Source organism: Microbacterium sp., assembly GCF_031179285.1.
In the GTDB taxonomy this organism is placed as follows: Bacteria; Actinomycetota; Actinomycetes; order Actinomycetales; family Microbacteriaceae; genus Microbacterium.
Genome location: NZ_JAPSHY010000014.1, coordinates 44,949 through 60,797, shown reverse-complemented (window position 1 = coordinate 60,797; position 15,849 = coordinate 44,949). Strand labels below are relative to the sequence as shown.

General features: G+C 69.5%; 15 protein-coding genes. 6 read left to right on the top strand and 9 right to left on the bottom strand.

Annotated elements, in window-relative coordinates:
• The 5 genes from RIN18_RS10575 to RIN18_RS10555 are packed head-to-tail and all read right to left on the bottom strand — an operon-like array spanning window position 1 to window position 3,997.
• Window positions 1-1,008 (bottom strand): ABC transporter substrate-binding protein, encoded by a 1,008-nt coding sequence (locus RIN18_RS10575; RefSeq protein WP_309103931.1) that lies wholly within the window; start codon window positions 1,006-1,008, stop codon window positions 1-3.
• Entirely contained in the window at window positions 1,005-1,835 is an 831-nt protein-coding gene (locus tag RIN18_RS10570) for an ABC transporter ATP-binding protein (protein ID WP_309103930.1), read from the bottom strand. Before RIN18_RS10570 ends, RIN18_RS10575 begins: the two co-directional genes overlap by 4 nt.
• Window positions 1,832-2,953, bottom strand: coding sequence for an iron ABC transporter permease (locus RIN18_RS10565; protein WP_309103929.1), 1,122 nt, complete (start codon window positions 2,951-2,953; stop codon window positions 1,832-1,834). The genes RIN18_RS10570 and RIN18_RS10565 overlap by 4 nt, the downstream gene beginning before the upstream one ends.
• 46 nt (window positions 2,954-2,999) lie before the next feature.
• Window positions 3,000-3,461 carry an SRPBCC family protein gene (locus tag RIN18_RS10560; protein WP_309103928.1) on the bottom strand — a complete coding sequence of 154 codons (462 nt, stop codon included), beginning with the start codon at window positions 3,459-3,461 and terminating at the stop codon, window positions 3,000-3,002.
• On the bottom strand, window positions 3,461-3,997 hold the full coding sequence (locus RIN18_RS10555; RefSeq protein ID WP_309103927.1) for a MarR family transcriptional regulator: 537 nt from the start codon (window positions 3,995-3,997) through the stop codon (window positions 3,461-3,463). The genes RIN18_RS10560 and RIN18_RS10555 overlap by 1 nt, the downstream gene beginning before the upstream one ends.
• Before the next feature lie 99 nt (window positions 3,998-4,096).
• Here RIN18_RS10555 and RIN18_RS10550 point away from each other — a divergent pair, with 99 nt between their 5' ends.
• From RIN18_RS10550 to RIN18_RS10540, 3 genes are read left to right on the top strand one after another with little or no spacing between them, the layout of a single operon-like run.
• Entirely contained in the window at window positions 4,097-4,873 is a 777-nt protein-coding gene (locus RIN18_RS10550) for an electron transfer flavoprotein subunit beta/FixA family protein (RefSeq protein WP_309103926.1), read from the top strand.
• 2 nt (window positions 4,874-4,875) lie between these two features.
• Window positions 4,876-5,847 carry an electron transfer flavoprotein subunit alpha/FixB family protein gene (locus RIN18_RS10545; protein WP_309103925.1) on the top strand — a complete coding sequence of 324 codons (972 nt, stop codon included), beginning with the start codon at window positions 4,876-4,878 and terminating at the stop codon, window positions 5,845-5,847.
• Between the two features lie 2 nt (window positions 5,848-5,849).
• Window positions 5,850-7,598, top strand: coding sequence for a cytochrome b/b6 domain-containing protein (locus tag RIN18_RS10540; protein WP_309103924.1), 1,749 nt, complete (start codon window positions 5,850-5,852; stop codon window positions 7,596-7,598).
• A 4-nt stretch (window positions 7,599-7,602) separates the two neighbouring features.
• Here the strand turns inward: RIN18_RS10540 and RIN18_RS10535 are convergent, their stop codons facing one another.
• Complete coding sequence (locus RIN18_RS10535) at window positions 7,603-8,109, bottom strand: GNAT family N-acetyltransferase (protein ID WP_309103923.1); 507 nt, start codon at window positions 8,107-8,109, stop codon at window positions 7,603-7,605.
• A gap of 130 nt (window positions 8,110-8,239) precedes the next feature.
• On the opposite strand from RIN18_RS10535, the gene RIN18_RS10530 reads away from it, so the two are divergent.
• Window positions 8,240-8,800, top strand: coding sequence for an acyl-CoA thioesterase (locus RIN18_RS10530; RefSeq protein WP_309103922.1), 561 nt, complete (start codon window positions 8,240-8,242; stop codon window positions 8,798-8,800).
• Between the two features lie 50 nt (window positions 8,801-8,850).
• Window positions 8,851-10,251, top strand: a complete 1,401-nt coding sequence (locus RIN18_RS10525; protein ID WP_309103921.1) for a hypothetical protein — start codon at window positions 8,851-8,853, stop codon at window positions 10,249-10,251.
• On the opposite strand, the gene RIN18_RS10520 is transcribed toward RIN18_RS10525, so the two are convergent.
• The 3 genes from RIN18_RS10520 to RIN18_RS10510 are packed head-to-tail and all read right to left on the bottom strand — an operon-like array spanning window position 10,206 to window position 12,036.
• Window positions 10,206-10,787 (bottom strand): hypothetical protein, encoded by a 582-nt coding sequence (locus RIN18_RS10520; protein WP_309103920.1) that lies wholly within the window; start codon window positions 10,785-10,787, stop codon window positions 10,206-10,208. The two genes, RIN18_RS10525 and RIN18_RS10520, sit on opposite strands and share 46 nt — an antisense overlap.
• Window positions 10,784-11,344: a hypothetical protein gene (locus RIN18_RS10515; RefSeq protein ID WP_309103919.1), complete on the bottom strand. Its 561-nt coding sequence runs from the start codon at window positions 11,342-11,344 to the stop codon at window positions 10,784-10,786. The genes RIN18_RS10520 and RIN18_RS10515 overlap by 4 nt, the downstream gene beginning before the upstream one ends.
• On the bottom strand, window positions 11,341-12,036 hold the full coding sequence (locus tag RIN18_RS10510) for a hypothetical protein (protein WP_309103918.1): 696 nt from the start codon (window positions 12,034-12,036) through the stop codon (window positions 11,341-11,343). The genes RIN18_RS10515 and RIN18_RS10510 overlap by 4 nt, the downstream gene beginning before the upstream one ends.
• Before the next feature lie 99 nt (window positions 12,037-12,135).
• On the opposite strand from RIN18_RS10510, the gene RIN18_RS10505 reads away from it, so the two are divergent.
• The gene (locus tag RIN18_RS10505) at window positions 12,136-15,792 is read left to right on the top strand and encodes a bifunctional proline dehydrogenase/L-glutamate gamma-semialdehyde dehydrogenase (protein ID WP_309103917.1); all 3,657 of its coding nucleotides are present in this window, start codon (window positions 12,136-12,138) and stop codon (window positions 15,790-15,792) included.
• Window positions 15,793-15,849 lie beyond the last annotated feature (57 nt).

Below are 15,849 nucleotides of genomic sequence, written 5' to 3'. Positions count from 1 at the left end.
TCAGAAGGCCTCGGGATACAGCTCCTCGGCGATGTGCCGAACGATCGTGATGTTGCCGAGCGTGCCGGGGAAGACGTCCGCACTGGAGACCGCGATGAGCCGGTCTTCGCGGACAGCGGGCATGTCGGGGAAAGTGCTCGTGAGGAATTCACGGGTGGCGGCCGCATGCGCCTCGTCGTACGCCGAGAAGACGAGCGCATCGGGCTCCTCCGCGGCCAGTGATTCCGGCGAGATCGTCGCGGCGAAGAAGTCTGCGAATGCCGGCTGCTCCGGGGTGAAGACGTTCTCGGCGCCGGCGGAGCGCAGGATGTCGAATTCGATGCCGGCGCCGATTGCCTGCAACGTCGTGCCGTCGACGTACACCTGCGCGACACGCAACCTGTCGACGTCGGCCACGGCCGCGGCGACCTCTTCGAGATCGGCCTTGCTCTTCTCGATGAGCTCGGCGGCCGCATCCTCGACCCCGAAGATCTTTCCGAGGTTCTCGAGGTCCACGAAGAGGTCTGTGACCTCTCCGTTCATCCGGCGATCCTTGCACCCGCCGGCTGCGACGTAGACGGCAGCGCCTGCCTGCTCGAGTTGCTCGATGCTCGCGAAGCCCTGTTCCGCGGTGAACTCGTATGTGGTGGGCGAGTAGACGAAGTCCGGTTCCACCGAGAGCAGATCCTCACGCATGGGCGGCATGGCGCCGCCGATGACAGGGACGTCCGCCGCGAGCGAGGCCACATCTTCTGGGAGGGCCTGTGCAGCCGACTGCGCTTGGCCGGCGAGGCGGTCCTCGAGTCCCAGTCTCAGCAGCAACTCGGTCTGCGCGGGGTGCATTCCCACGACGGCCTCAGGGGTCTGCGTGACCGTGACCTCCCGGTCACAGTTCTGCACGGTCACGGCGTCGGCAGCGTCGTTCACGTCCGACGCGGGAGTCACCGCCGTGCCGCAGCCGGTGAGGACCAGGATGCTGGACGCGAAGAGGACGATCGACGGGGTGCGACGGCGGGTGGAGGGGGTCATGGCTGGAGCGCGCTTTCTGTTCGGGATTCGTCGGGTGAGGATGTGGGCAGGGCGGGCGGCGCCGTGCCGCGGAGGCGTCCGAACGCGAACACCGGCGCTGCGGAGTCTCCGAGGATCCGCACATCGACGTCGAACACGGAGCGGATCAGTTCCGGGGTGAGGATCGCTGCCGGTGGACCGGCAGCGACGATGCGTCCCGCCAGGAGGATGACGACCCGATCGCAGTACTGGCTCGCCAGATTGAGGTCGTGAAGCGCTGCGATCACTGTGCGTCCGAGACCGCGCACCGTGCTCATCAACTCGTGCTGGTGACTGATGTCGAGGTGGTTGCTCGGCTCGTCCAGGACGAGGATCGGGCTGGACTGCGCGAGGGCACGGGCCAGCATCACGCGCTGACGCTGGCCGCCCGAGAGCATCGCCACCATCCGGTCGCCGAGCTCTGTGACCTCCGCACGGCGCATCGCGTCCGCGACGATGCGCAGATCCTCTGCGGTGTCACCGCCGAAGGAGACGTGATGCGGGGCTCGTCCGAGCAGGACGGTCTCCTCGACGGTGAGGTCGAAGTCCGTCGGCGGGTCTTGCAGCATGACCGCCACCGCCCTGGCAGCCTCGCGTCGGCTGAGCGTGCGCAGATCCTCACCACCGACACGCACCACCCCGGCCCGGGGTCTGACGGCACGGTAAAGGGTGCGCAGCAGCGATGACTTGCCGCTGCCGTTGGGACCGAGGAGTCCGACGACCTCAACCGGATTCACGGTCAGCGACGCGCTCTGCACGACGTCGCGGCCACCCAGCGTGACGGTCACGCCGTCGATCTCGACCCTCATCGCCCGAACCCCGCCCGGTCGGCGCCGCTGCGCCGCATCAGCCAGAGGAAGAAGGGGGCGCCGACGAACGCGGTGAGGATACCCAGTGGGATCTCTGTCGGTGCAGCGACCGTCCGCGCCAGCAGGTCGGCGACCATCAGGAAGACGGCGCCGCCGAGCACGGTGATCGGCAGCAGACGCCGATGGTCGGCTCCCACCGCTATTCTCGCGATGTGCGGCACGACCAGTCCGACGAAGCCGATGCCGCCGCTGACGGAGACCACGGCACCGGTGAGCAGGGAGGCGATCACGAGCAGCAGCCCGCGCAGCCTCCCGGCGTCTATCCCGAGCGAAGACGCCGACTCGTCACCGGTCATCAGCGCATTGAGCGAGCGCGCCAGCAGGGCGGCGATCGTCGCTGCGATCACCAGCGCGACGGCGGGGCCGACCAGGCTCGGCATGGTGGCCGCAGACACGCTGCCCAGTAGGAAGAAGAGCACTCCGACCACATTCTGTGCATCGGTGGAGATCGTCAGGTAGCTCGTCACGGCACTCAGGAGCGTGCCCAGCGCGACCCCGGCGAGGATCATCCGCGTGGGCGACAGGGACCCTGCTTTCCGTGCGAGCGCCCACACGGCAGCGCAGGTGGCCAGGGCGCCGGCGAATGCCGCGACATTCATCGACAGGCCACCGACCGCGGCCGAGCCGAGCACGATCACGAGCACCGCACCGACGCTCGCCCCGGAGGAGACTCCGAGGATGTACGGCTCGGCCAAGGGGTTGCGCACCGTTACCTGCATCAGGGCACCGGCGAGTGCGAGTCCAGCGCCGGCGAGAGCGGCCAGCAGAGTGCGCGGCAGCCGGAACTGCCAGACGGCTTGATCCTGCAGCGGAGTCAGCGAGCCGTCCGTCATCCACGGCATGCCCGGCAGGAGGTGACCCATGACGAGCTGGGCGGCTTCGAGGGGCTGCACCGGCACCGAGCCGACAGCCCCGGAGACCACGACGAGCCCGATGACGGCCGCTGTCAGCCCGAGAACGAGCGTCGTTGTCCGTCGGGTCAGGCGTCGCCGCGCACTCGTCGAGGCATCAGCGTGGACGATCGCCCGAGACGGGGCGAGTAATCCGGGTGAGGTCACGAGACCCCACCTTATTGAGAATGATATTCATGTGCAAATAGAGCGGTCAGTCGGGGTGGCGAGCCTCGGTCTCCGCTGCCAGGACCGCGTTGCGTTCGGCGATCAGCCGCTGCATGTACCGCCGCATGAAGAGCCGGTCGACGAGTCGTCCGATCGGACCGAACGGCGAGCTGAAGGTGATCGTGTCGCGCATCAGCGTGCCGCGGGCATGTTCCTCGAACGCGTGTTCGTGCAGGAATGATGCGAACGGCCCGCGGACCTGCCGATCGCTGAACCGGTGCGGTGGATCGATGCCGAAAACCGTGGAGCGGAGCCGGAACGGGATGCCGAAGTGACGCGCCTGCCTCTTCACCGAGGAACCCTCGGTGAAGACACCCCCGGCCGGCGCCTCGACCATGGTTTCGCCGTACCGTGCCATCGTGCGCACATGGAGCTCCGGGTCGAGAGCGGCGGCGAAGACGTCGTGCCGGGGAGCGGCGATCACCTGCTCCAACACGAACCGGGCCATCAGAGCGGGTCCGGCTGCGGGCGCGGGTCGGTGAAGTCGCCGGCATCCCGGCGCAGTCGAGCCACGATCCCGATGAGGTCCGTCGCGTCGCCCTGGCTGATGCCGGGCGAGGCGAACACCTCGGCGTTCAGCGTCTCGGTGGCACGCTCCACGAGGTCACGACCGTCGTCGGTGAGCGCGAGGAGCGCTGCCCGCCCGTCGTGCGGGTGCGGCTCTCGGACGATGAGTCCGTCTCGTATGAGTCGATCGGCGGTGCTCGTGACCGTGGTGGCATGCACCTGCAGGCGGGCCACCACGCTCGACAGCGGAAGCCGCCCGCTGCGGCTGAAGGCGAGAAGCCGCAGGACCTCGAAACGGGCGAAGCTCAGTTCGAAGGGCTTCAGGGCCGCCTCCACCCGCGCGAGCAGGAGCTGTTGCGCACGCATCACCGAGATCACCACGGTCATGCCGTCCGCGGCATCCGTCCAGCCGTGCGCGAGCCATTGCCGCTTCGCCTCGGCGAGCGGATCTACGGGCAAGGGACGCGGTTGAGCCACGGCTCTACGCTACCGGGCGGACCCCTCCCGGAACGTTTGCGATGATTAACTGAACGGTGCGTCGTCCCACTAGACTCGTGCTGTCGTGAGGAGCTGTCGATGAAGATCTTCGTGCTGGTGAAAGAGGTGCCCGACACCTATGGCGATCGCAAGCTGAGTCTCGAGACCGGCCTCGCCGATCGATCAGCGGGCGACGTGGTGCTCGACGAGATCACCGAGCGGGCACTCGAGGTCGCGCTCAGCTACGCCGACAAGAACTCCGACGCTGAAGTGACAGCGCTCACGATGGCCCCCGCGTCCTCGACGGCCTCCGTCCGCCGCGCACTCGCGATCGGCGCAGCGTCGGCGGTCCACATCGCCGACGAGCAGCTCGTCGGCGCCGATCTCGGTCTCACCGCCGAAGTCCTCGCTGCGGCGATCAGGCGGGGCGGCGCCGATCTGGTCATCACCGGCAACCTCTCCACCGACGGTTCGGGCGGCGTGATCCCGGCGATGCTCGCCGAGCACCTCGGATACGCGCAGGCGACCGCTCTCAGCACCGTCGAGATCACCGCGGACAGTGTCTCGGGCACGAGGGCGACGGATGCCGGATCGCAGCCCGTCTCGGCACCGCTTCCTGCGGTCATCTCGATCACCGAGGCGCTCCCGGACGCGCGATTTCCGAACTTCAAGGGGATCATGGCGGCGAAGAAGAAGCCGCTCGAGGTGCTGTCTCTCGCAGACCTCGACGTGTCGGCAGACCCGGCCGCGGCGCCCCGGTCGATCATGACGGCGATCTCGGAGAAGCCGCCGCGTGCAGCGGGAGTCAAGATCGTCGATGAGGGCGATGCCGCGGATCAGCTGGTCGATTTCCTCGTGCAGAACAGGCTGGTGTGACGATGAGCTACCCCGAGAACTCGATCCTCGTGCTGGTCGACGTCGATCCTTCCGGCGCCGCGGCCGGCAGCACGGCCGCGCTCATCGGCGCGGCATCGACCGTCGGCACGCCCGTCGCCCTGGTCGTCGGGGGCTCGCAGGCTGCGGTCGACGCGGCCGCGGCTGCCGGAGCTTCGGTCGTTCTCACGGCCGACGCCGATGCCACGGCCCTCACGGTGCCGATCGTCGACGCACTGCAGGCCGCGGCGGCCAGGGTGCGGTCGGATGCGGTGCTCATCTCGAACTCCATCACCGGCCGCGACGTCGCCGGCCGTTTCGCCGTGCGTACGAAGAGCGCTTTGTGCGTCGACGCCATCGGGGTCTCGCGCGACGACGAAGGCATCATCGCGCATCACTCCGTGTACGGCGGCTCGTACCTCGTCGACGCGGCGCCGACCTTCGGCACGCCCGTGATCACCGTGCGGCAGGGCGCGGTGGATGCCAGGGGCGAAGCCGTCGGCTCGCCGGTCGTCGAGGCGCTCGAGGTCACGCCGTCGGGTGCTCCCGCTGCCACCGCGGGTCCTGTCGAGGCGGTCGAGGTCGCGTCGTCGCGGCCCGAGCTGCGTGGTGCCACGCGCGTCGTGGCGGGCGGACGCGGTCTCGCCTCGAAGGAGAAGTTCGTGCTCGTCGAGCAGCTCGCCGACGCCCTGGGCGCCGCCGTCGGTGCCTCGCGTGCAGCCGTGGACGCCGGCTACATCCCCCAGTCCCACCAGGTCGGGCAGACGGGGGTGTCGGTGTCGCCACAGCTCTACGTCGCACTCGGGATCTCGGGTGCGATCCAGCACCGCGCGGGCATGCAGACCTCGAAGACGATCGTCGCCATCAACAAGGATGCCGATGCGCCCATCTTCGAGGTGGCCGACTTCGGCATCGTCGGAGACGTGTTCAGCGTGGTGCCGCAGCTGATCGCCGCCCTCGAGGCGCGGAAGAAGTAGTCATGACCACGCGGATGCTGCGGCGCGGACTTCCGCGCGTTCCCGGCGGTGAGCCGTGGCCGCCCGCGGACGCTGCCGGAATCGACGAAACCGTCGACGTCGAGATGCTCGCAGCTCCCGCCGCCGCGTCGGCGGCGCCCGAGCCTTCCCCTGCTGCAGCTCCCGCGACGACGCCTGCGCCGGTTGCGACGACCGCGGAGGCTGTCGCCTCCACGTCCACGACCACGACCACGACCACAGAGCCTGTTCCCTCGCCGGCATCTGCGGGCGAATCCGGGGCAACCGGTATGCGTCGCGGGCTGCCGCGCGTAGCCGGAGGCGAACCATGGCCACCGGCCCGCCTGAGCTCGGCGTCCGGCGGGAAGGCACCGTCGTCGGTCGCCACGGCGGAGGTGGCTTCCGCTCAGGTGCCGGCCGCACCCGCCGCGCATGCCGCAGCGGTTTCCGCCTCAGCCGCGCCGGCCACGACAGCATCCCCCGCTCCGACCACGGCCGCACCCGCCGCCCAGTACGCACCGCCGAACGAGACGACGGTGCGCCGCGGCCTCCCGCGCGTCGCGGGCGGCGAACCGTGGCCACCCGCCGGAACCCGCCCCGTGCAGGCAGCGGATCCGGGAGCCGCGTCGACGGCGCCGGCTGTCGCCGCCGATGCGGACACCGCACTGCCGGAGCCCGCTGCGGCGTCCACGAGATCCGTGGCCTCTGAGCCTGCAGCCACCGCGTCGAGGGACCTCATTCCAGCCGCCGCGCCCGCAGCCATCCTCACCCCCGACATCGGCACTCCGCTGCCGTGGTCGCGAACGGTGTGGAACGGCCGCGCGCCGCGCCACGTGACCGCGACGCCCGCGTCCGGCCGGCTGCGCCCCACGTGGACGCAGGCGATCGCCGGGCTCTTGTCAGCAGCCGGTCTCGGCATCGCCGCCGCCGCCGGCGTCGCGTTCGTGCGGGCGCTGCTGAGCTTGCCGTTCATGCAGGACTTCCTCGTCGCTTTCCCCGGCGAGTACCACCCGGCGATCGACGTCGCTGCGGGTTTCGCGCCGTGGGTCGGATGGCAGCACTTCTTCAACGCCTTCCTGATCGTGCTGATCATCCGCTCCGGGTTGCGCGTGCGCACCGAGAAGCGCCCGACCGTGTTCTGGACCCCGCGCGGCAACAACAAGGGCAAGATCAGCCTGACGCTCTGGTTCCATCAGGCACTCGACATCCTCTGGCTCGTGAACGGCCTGATCTTCATCGTGCTCATCTTCGCCACCGGGCATTGGGTGCGCATCGTGCCGACCAGCTGGGAGGTGCTGCCCAACGCCCTCTCCGCCGCCCTGCAGTACGTGTCGCTGGACTGGCCGACGGAGAACGGCTGGGTGAACTACAACAGCCTGCAGCAGCTCGCTTACTTCGCCACCGTCTTCATCGCAGCTCCCCTCGCCGCGATCACCGGATTCCGGATGTCCGGCATGTGGCCGAAGAGTGCGGAGAAACTCTCCCGGGCCTACCCGGTCGAGTGGGCGCGAGCGCTGCACTTCCCGGTGATGCTCTACTTCGTCGCCTTCATCGTCGTGCACGTCGCGCTGGTGATGTTCACCGGGTTCCTGCGCAACCTCAACCACATGTACGCCTCGCAGGACGCCGTCACCTGGACCGGTTTCTGGGTCTTCACGGCATCCGTCGTGGTGATGATCGCGGCATGGGTCGCTGCTCGCCCGCTGGTGCTGGCGCCCATCGCGAAGCTCTTCGGCAGCGTATCCGGGCGCTGAAGGTTCAGCGGACGAAGCGGACCTCGGTGAGCGTCTCGCCGAGGAAGGGCTCGGTGTGCGTGGCGCCGTCGAGGCGGAAGCCGTTGCGGGTGTAGAACCGGTGCGCGCGCGGGTTGTCCTCGGCGACCCAGAGGTACAGCGGCTCGTCCTTCTCGACGGCGGCGTCGAAGAGGCGCTGGCCGATGCCGGTGGAGTGGTAGGCGTCGAGAAGGTAGATGAAGTAGAGCTCGCGGAACGCCGGCGCATCCTTGTCGCGCGCCGGTCCCGATCCGACGAAGCCGACGATCTCACCGTCGACGAGCGCGGCGCTCATCCTGAAATCGGGGCCCTGGGCGGCCCAGTGCGTCCACAGTTCCGCCATCCGGCGCGGCGACACGCGCTCGAGCGCCGCCTTGCTCACGAGGTGGTCGTAGGTCTCGTGCCAGCACTGGGCGTGCACGCGACCGAGGGCTTCCGCATCCACATCACGGACCGGACGGACGATGACTTCTGGCTGGGCTTCGGCGCTCATGTCGCGACTCTACGCGCGGCTTCCGTCAAGAGGAAATCGAGCGGATGCCGTTTCGGACACGATTCGACCGCATGGAGGCATCCCACAACGATGTTCGCCGATCGTGCGTCGATGGCTACGATCGATCCTCGTGAACGTGATCTGGCGCACTCTCCTGGTGATCCTCGGCGCTCGTCGTCGCGTACGGCAGGGGCGCACCCTCGATCCGACATCGGTCGGCCGCATCCGCCTGACGACGCTTCCGAGCGACATCGACATCCTCCGGCACATGAACAACGGCCGCTACCTGTCGCTGTTCGACCTCGGGCGCTGGGACCAGCTCATCCGCACCGGTCTGTTCGACGCCATGAGGGAACGCGGCTGGTACGCCGTGGTGTCGAGCGAGACCGTCACGTTCCGGAAGTCCCTGGAGCTGTGGCAGCGCTTCGAAGTGCAGTCCCGATTCATCGGGCACGATGACAAGGCGCTGTTCATGGAGCATCGCGCCGTCGTCGACGGCGAGGTGTACGCACGGGCGATCGTCCGTGCGAGGATGCTGCGACGCACCGGAGGCACCGTCAGCAACGAGGAGCTCTTCGCGGCTGTGGGCAAGCCGGAGGGCGTGCCCGAAATCGATGCCTGGGTGCACGACTGGGCTGCAGCCTCCGCCCTTCCCCCGGTCCGCGACGCGGCTCCCAGCGTCTGGCACTGAACCGCGCGGATCCCTCGCACCTCGACCGCCGCGGGCGGTAGTTTAGGGGCGTGCTGGGGATCCTGACCACGACCGGACGTGTGCTGCTGCGACACTGGCCCGCGCTCACGGCGTGGTACCTCGCCGGGGTGCTGGTGCACTACGCCATCGCGCAGGTCGCCGGCTTCATCGGCGCCTACTCCGCGACGGTCGGCTTCCTCGTTCTTCCGCTTGCCATCCTCGCCCGGCTGGTCAGTCTGGTGGCGATGTTCCTCGTCCTGCGTGACGGATTGCTCAACCTGCAGGAGGTCGCCCCGCTGCCGGAGTCTCCGGTGGAGCGGCGCCGCACCTTCCTCTCCGCGCTGCTCGCGGGCATCCTGCCGTTCTTCGCCGTGTACTGGGCGCAGGGTCTGCTCCGCGAGGACGTGAACGCCTACTCCGCGCGTGCTCTCGAGGTGCGCACCGACATCATCTTCGCGGCCAGCGCAGACGGCGGGGGCCCGGTGAGCAATCAGGACACCGTGCTCAATCTGCCGCTCAACCTCTGGACGATCGCGATCATCGTCGTCGCCTTCGCCGGTAGGTGGGCGTGGTCGAAGTGGTCGGCGAGACTGTCGACCTGGCTGTCGCCGGTCGCGGTGTACTTCGAGGTCGTCTGGGTCTTCTTCTCGGTGATGGTGCTCGGCGATCTCTTCGACACCGTCAAAGCCTGGGTGGACGGTCGCGCCGCCATGGCGTTCCTCGAAGACGTTCGGGAGCGGGTCCTCGAGGTCGTCGCACCGCTGCGCTGGCTGTGGGAGGCGATCGGCTGGGTGCTCTCGGAAGCAGGGCCGGTTCTCGTCGCCCCTCTCGCGTGGCTCACCATCGCCGGTGTCGTCTTCGGCCAGGCGATCGTCGCGGAGAAACTGCGGCTGGAGAATCAGCTGATCGCGCGCTTCCGTCAGCACGCGACGGTGATCCCGAATCCGGTGGTGCGCCGGCTCAAGGATCTCGGCGAAGAACTCGGCGCCCGCTTCCGGCCGATCGGACGAGCGGTCCTGCTGATGTGGCGGGCAGGGCCCATCCTGGTCGCTTCCTACGCCCTCTTCTATGTCGCGGCGAAGGCGCTCGAGTCGTATCTGAGCTTCGGCATCACCCGGCTGATCGGTCCGCACGAGTTCCTGACCTGGGCGATCGCCCTGCCGGTGGTCTCACTCCTTCCCCTGCTCATCACCGAGCCGGTGCGCATCGCCGTCGTCAGCGGTGCCTACGACGCGACACTCGGTCGGCTGCGACGGCGGCCGCAGGAGCGCACCGACTCGGCGAGTGTCTCGGCAGAGGAGACCGAGATGCGCGCGGTGGCCGACGCCGCAGGGCTGCTGCCGGCATCGGCGGATGCCGTCGCCGCCGCCATCGTGTCGGCTCCGCCGCGAGACGTGGTGGGCGGTCAGGGTTCGAAGGGGAACCTGAGGAACGACCGGCCCGCGTCCTGAGGCCAGACGTCGACCCAGAACGGACCCTTCACGTCGTCGGGAACCACGAAGGGGACGATCAATTCGTAGTCGCCCTTCTGGCTCGCAAGGCACGTCTCCGGCTCGTCGGGGTCGGAGAGCAGTCCGATCTCGGAGCGTGCCGTCTGCCACTCGCGGCCCGTCTCCTGATGCACGAGCACGGGTGTTGTGCAGGTGACCCCCTCAGAGCCGGCGCTGACGGGAAGGCCGACGGCGATCACGGTCGCATCGTCGGGAACGTCGAACCCGCTGAGGTCGTCGATCTCGCCGCCGCGGACCGGGCCCCAGGTCGCGCCCGCCAGCTCGGCGGAGTCGTCCTCCGGAACGACGATCGGAGTCACCGGCCGCGCGTCGAACCCGTAATACTGGTGCCACTCGTGCCATCCGATGCCGACCGCGGTCACCGGCGCGAGCACGGCGAGGGCGATCAGCGCCAGTCGGTTGCGCCGCCACCAGGACGTCGGCTTCGCCGGCTCTGGGGGAGCGGGCAGGGGGGCCGGCGGCAGCGGAACGGTCATCGCGCCCATCCGTTCTCTTGAACGACAGCCTCGGCCTCGAAGGGAAGCTCGTCGAGCACGAGGGGCAGTTCGATCACGCCATCGAGGAGAACCTCGCCCGAGAAGCCGGTCGTGAGGCCCAGCCGGAGGGTGGCTGGGCCGTCGAGCGCGTCGTCGGGAAGCTCGAAGGCGAGGCTGCCGGCCCGAGGGACTCCCGTGACCAGGCGCTGCCCTGCGAACGTGGTACCGCGGTCGGTGGCGCTGAACGTGCGCTCGGCCACGACCAGCTCAGCAAGACGCAGGGTGCTCCCCTCCTGCGTCACGACGGATGCTGCCTCAAGGTCGACGACGAGCCAATTGCCCTCGGCCGTCCACCCGTCAGCGTCCCTCACGCTGCGCGCGAGGCGCACGTCGGTGATCGTCACTTCGAGGTTCCTGGCGAGCGCGGGCTCGCCGACCTCGGCCTCCGTGCGGAAGGGCGCGATCGTCGCATCGTCCGACAGCGTCGCCTTCGACACGCCCCATGCTCCCGCGAGCAGCGCGACGGTCAGCACCCACACGAGCACCTTCGACTTCATGGCGCCGTCACCTCGTCGATCGTCGCCGTCATGGTGGCACCGACGCGCACGTCATCCCAGTAGTCGCCGCGAACGACACTCTGACCCACGCGATGCGTCGAATCGGGCATTGTCAGCCGCACCTCGTCGCCCTCCTGGAAGTCGTCGGCGCCGACGACCCAGGCGAGGAGCAGGCGGGCCGGCACGCCCGGCTGCAGCATCGGCGAGCCCGTGCCGTCATCGGCGCGGGAGACGGCCGCCGTGTCGTCGAGGCCTTCGATGCGGATGCCGTCGACGACCGCGGAGTTCGTCCTGCCGGCGGCGGAGCTCCGCGGCACGGAGAAGGTGTTGACGACGTCGACGACGACCACGAGCGCCCGCTCGCCCTTCTCCTCGTCGGGGAACACGAGCGCGTTCCCCCGCTCGTCGCGCACTTCGACTCCGACGACCGTTATCTCCAGGTCAGACCCTTCGAACGCCTCGCCGACGGCCACGACGGGAACCGAGTCGACCGCCGCTGCCTCCAAGCCGCCGAAGAGCGCCGTGGTGGCGAGCAGTGCGGCGCCGGCGCCGGTGACCAGCCATGAGGTCGGGACGAGATCGATGCTGCGCCGCGCCCAGCCGAGCACCTTCGCCCGCGCGCCGGTGTCAGCCCGGCGCGCGGCGGATGGATCGGGCTCCTGCGACGGCGCTCCCGACGGTGTCGTTGTCACGGCAACAGCATAGAGCGGCCGGTCACGGTGCGGCGCGCCGACCCCGTCGACCGGGTGGCGTCCGCTGATCGACCGGCATCGAGACCTAATGTGGGAAACATGGCAGAGTCGTCGTCATCCCCCTCGGATGCCGTGGCATCCGCTCCGCTCGAGGATCAGGCGGTCGAGCTCGCCCGCCGCTGGGTGATCGAGGCCGCCGCCGCCGAGGCCGACCCGGCCGCAGAACGGCTCGCCGGCGTGCTGCAGGACGCCAACGGCCTGCCCTTCACCCTCGGCTTCGTCGACGGCGTGATGCGTCCGGAGAGCCTGGGCGCCGCCGCGTCGCAGTTTCATCGGATCGCGCCCATCGTGCCGGACTTCCTGCCGTGGTACCTGCGCGGCGCCGTGCGACTCGGCGGTGGCGTGGCTCCGATCCTGCCCACTCTGGTCGTGCCGATCGCTCGTCGTGTTCTGCGCGAGATGGTCGGACATCTGGTCGTCGACGCCCGTCCGGCCAAACTCGGCCCGGCCATCGCGAAGCTCCGTGAATCCGGTGCCAGGCTCAACCTCAACCTGCTCGGCGAGGCTGTCTTCGGGGAGGCGGAGGCGAAGCGCCGACTCGACGGCATCCATGACCTGATCCGCCGGCCCGACGTGGACTACGTCTCGGTCAAGGTCTCGGCGATCATCGGCCACCTCTCGATGTGGGCGTTCGACGAGGTCGTCGCCGCCGTCGTCGAACGGCTCCTGCCGTTGTATGTCACCGCTGCCGCCGACAGCACGTTCATCAACCTCGACATGGAGGAGTACCGCGACCTCGACCTCACCATCGCGGTGTTCACGCGCATCCTCGAAGACCCGCGGCTGGCCGGCCTCGAGGCGGGCATCGTGCTGCAGGCGTACCTGCCCGACGCGCTGCCCGCGCTGCAGGAGCTGACGGCGTGGGCGCGCGAGCGCGTCGACAGCGGCGGAGCGCCGATCAAGGTGCGCCTGGTCAAGGGGGCGAACCTGGCCATGGAGCGCGTCGAGGCGCGGATGCACGGTTGGACGCCGGCGACCTACGACACCAAGCTCGACACGGATGCGAACTATCTGCGATGCCTCGACTGGGCGCTGCGTCCGCAGAACACCCCCGCGGTACGGATCGGTGTCGCCGGTCACAACCTCTTCGGCATCGCGTATGCGTGGTTGCTCGCGGGTGAGCGAGGCGTTCGTGACGCGATGGAATTCGAGATGCTCCTCGGCATGGCGCAGGGACAGGTGCAAGCCGTGTCGCGGGAGGTCGGTCCGGTGCTGCTGTATGTGCCGGCGGTGCCGCCGGCAGAATTCGACGTGGCGATCAGCTATCTGGTGCGCCGGCTCGAGGAGAACGCGTCGCCTTCGAACTTCCTCTCGGCCGCGTATCGCATGGGTGAGGATGAGGCACTGTTCAACCGCGAGCAGCGGCGCTTTCTCGACGCGGTCGCGCGTTCGGCGGACCCGACGCTGCGGGTCGGCCCTCGGCGCACGCAGAATCGTCTCGCCCCGGTCCACGAGTCGGTGCGACCGGCCCCGCCGCAGCCGGCGGAGGAGACGGAACTGACCAAGGCCGTGCTCGGTATCTCCCGCGGCTCCGACGACGAGCCCTTCCTCGAGACGGCGGTGTATTCCCCGCGTGAGCTTGCCGTCGACGCCGGTGGTGCGCCGGGATTCGTCAATGCGACCGACAGCGACCCGGCGCTTCCGGCCAACCGCGACTGGGCACGCGCGGTGCGAGAGCGGATCGCGACATCCACCGCAGGAGACACGACGCTGGCCGCGGCGCGGATCACCGCCGCCGAGGCGCTGGAGGAGACGATCACGATGGTGCGCGAGAGCGCACCCATCTGGGGGGCCCGGCCCGCGGCGGATCGTGCCGAAGTGCTGCAGCGCGCGGCTGCGGCCCTGGAAGCCAGGCGCGGCGAGCTGATCGAGGTCGCCGCGTCCGAGACCGGCAAGCTCTTCGCCGAGGCCGACGTCGAGGTGAGCGAGGCGGTCGACTTCGCCCGCTATTACGCGGCACGGGCGCGCGAGCTGGATGCCGTCGCCGGCGCGACCTTCGTGCCGTCGCGCGTGACGGTGGTCACCCCGCCATGGAACTTCCCCCTCGCGATTCCTGCCGGCGGCGTGCTCGCGGCGCTCGCCGCAGGCTCCGGCGTGGTGTTGAAGCCCGCACCCCAGGCGCGGCGCTCTGCCGCCGTCGTGGCAGAAGCCCTCTGGCAGGCGGGCGTCCCGCGAGACGTGCTCGTGCTCGTCGACATCGAGGAGGGAGAGCTCGGTCGCCGCCTCATCGCCCACGAGTCCGTCGACCGCGTGATCCTGACCGGCGCGTGGGAGACAGCGGCGCTGTTCCGCTCCTGGCGGCCCGACCTTCCGCTGCTCGCCGAGACCAGTGGCAAGAACGCGATGATCATCACCGCATCCGCCGACCTCGACCTCGCGGTGTCCGACCTCGTGCAGAGCGCCTTCGGGCACGCCGGTCAGAAGTGCTCGGCCGCCTCGCTCGCCATCCTGGTCGGGCCCGTCGGGCGCTCCAAGCGCTTTGCGCGACAGCTGGCGGACGCCACCCGCTCGCTGCATGTCGGATGGCCCGACGAGCCGCTCGCCGAGGTGGGCCCCGTGATCGAGGAACCGCGCGGCAAGCTCGCCTGGGCGCTCACCGAACTCGAGGGAGACGAGCAGTGGCTCATCGCGCCGTCGCGGGTCGAGGGGGACTCGAGCGGGCGGCTGTGGCGGCCCGGCATCCGCGTCGGCGTCCAGCCCGGTTCGCGCTTTCACACCGAGGAGTTCTTCGGCCCCGTGCTCGGCATCATGCACGCCGCCACCCTCGCCAAGGCGGTCGACCTGCAGAACGCCGTGCAGTACGGGCTCACGGCCGGCCTGTACACGCAGGACCCCGCCGACCTCGCGCTCTGGCTCGATCGGGTGCAGGCGGGGAATCTCTACGTGAACCGGGCGATCACGGGTGCCATCGTGCAGCGTCAGCCGTTCGGCGGCTGGAAGCGCTCCTCGGTGGGACCGGGGGCGAAGGCGGGCGGTCCGAACTATCTGCTGGGTCTCGGTTCATGGCGCTCGCGACTCGGAGGGCCGGCATCCAGCACCCTGCATCTGAGGGGTCTGGACGCCCGCATCACCGCGCTCATCGAGGCGGCGCAGCCCTCTCTCGGCTACGAATCCTTCGAGTGGCTGCGGCGTTCCGCACTCTCGGATGCTCTGGCGTGGGATCGGGAGTTCGGCCAGGTGCGCGACGTGTCCAAACTCGAAGTCGAGCGGAACCTCTTGCGCTACCGGCCGGTGCCGGTCGCGATCCGCGCCACCGGCGACGCCCAGTGGCAGGAGCTGCTTCGGGTGGTGATCGCCGCGGTGCGCGCCGGCGCTGGATTCGTGGTCTCGACCCCGGTCGGACTTCCTTCCGCTGTGCGCCACGCGCTCGGCGAACTCAACGCTGTGGTCTTCATGGAGAACGACGAGGAATGGGTCGAGCGGATGAGAAGGCGGGATGCGCATTCCGATGAAACCGTCCTTGACCCGGCCCCTCGGCCTGACCGCGTGCGCCTGGTGGGGCCCGCCACGTCGGTCGCAGCGGTGCACCGCACGCTGGCCTCAGCGCTGGACGGCGACCCGGATCTCGCGGTCTATGACGGCGAGGTCACCTCGGCGGGGCGCATCGAGCTGCTGCCCTTCCTGCGGGAGCAGTCCATCACCATCACCGCGCACCGCTACGGGAACCCGGACGCCTGGAGCAGCGGGGTCATCTGAGCCGAACCGACGGCTGCGAGTCGAGATGTAAAGAATCCTTGACACGGCCTCGTGCGG

Bases quoted from the DNA above. Each gene is read 5' to 3' on its own strand.
- RIN18_RS10560 (WP_309103928.1), bottom strand. From the start codon at position 3,461: ATGGCCCGGTTCGTGTTGGAGCAGGTGATCGCCGCTCCCCGGCACGAC.
- RIN18_RS10570 (WP_309103930.1), bottom strand. From the start codon at position 1,835: ATGAGGGTCGAGATCGACGGCGTGACCGTCACGCTGGGTGGCCGCGAC.
- RIN18_RS10575 (WP_309103931.1), bottom strand. From the start codon at position 1,008: ATGACCCCCTCCACCCGCCGTCGCACCCCGTCGATCGTCCTCTTCGCG.
- RIN18_RS10545 (WP_309103925.1), top strand. From the start codon at position 4,876: ATGAGCTACCCCGAGAACTCGATCCTCGTGCTGGTCGACGTCGATCCT.
- RIN18_RS10520 (WP_309103920.1), bottom strand. From the start codon at position 10,787: ATGACCGTTCCGCTGCCGCCGGCCCCCCTGCCCGCTCCCCCAGAGCCG.
- RIN18_RS10505 (WP_309103917.1), top strand. From the start codon at position 12,136: ATGGCAGAGTCGTCGTCATCCCCCTCGGATGCCGTGGCATCCGCTCCG.
- RIN18_RS10540 (WP_309103924.1), top strand. From the start codon at position 5,850: ATGACCACGCGGATGCTGCGGCGCGGACTTCCGCGCGTTCCCGGCGGT.
- RIN18_RS10535 (WP_309103923.1), bottom strand. From the start codon at position 8,109: ATGAGCGCCGAAGCCCAGCCAGAAGTCATCGTCCGTCCGGTCCGTGAT.
- RIN18_RS10550 (WP_309103926.1), top strand. From the start codon at position 4,097: ATGAAGATCTTCGTGCTGGTGAAAGAGGTGCCCGACACCTATGGCGAT.
- RIN18_RS10515 (WP_309103919.1), bottom strand. From the start codon at position 11,344: ATGAAGTCGAAGGTGCTCGTGTGGGTGCTGACCGTCGCGCTGCTCGCG.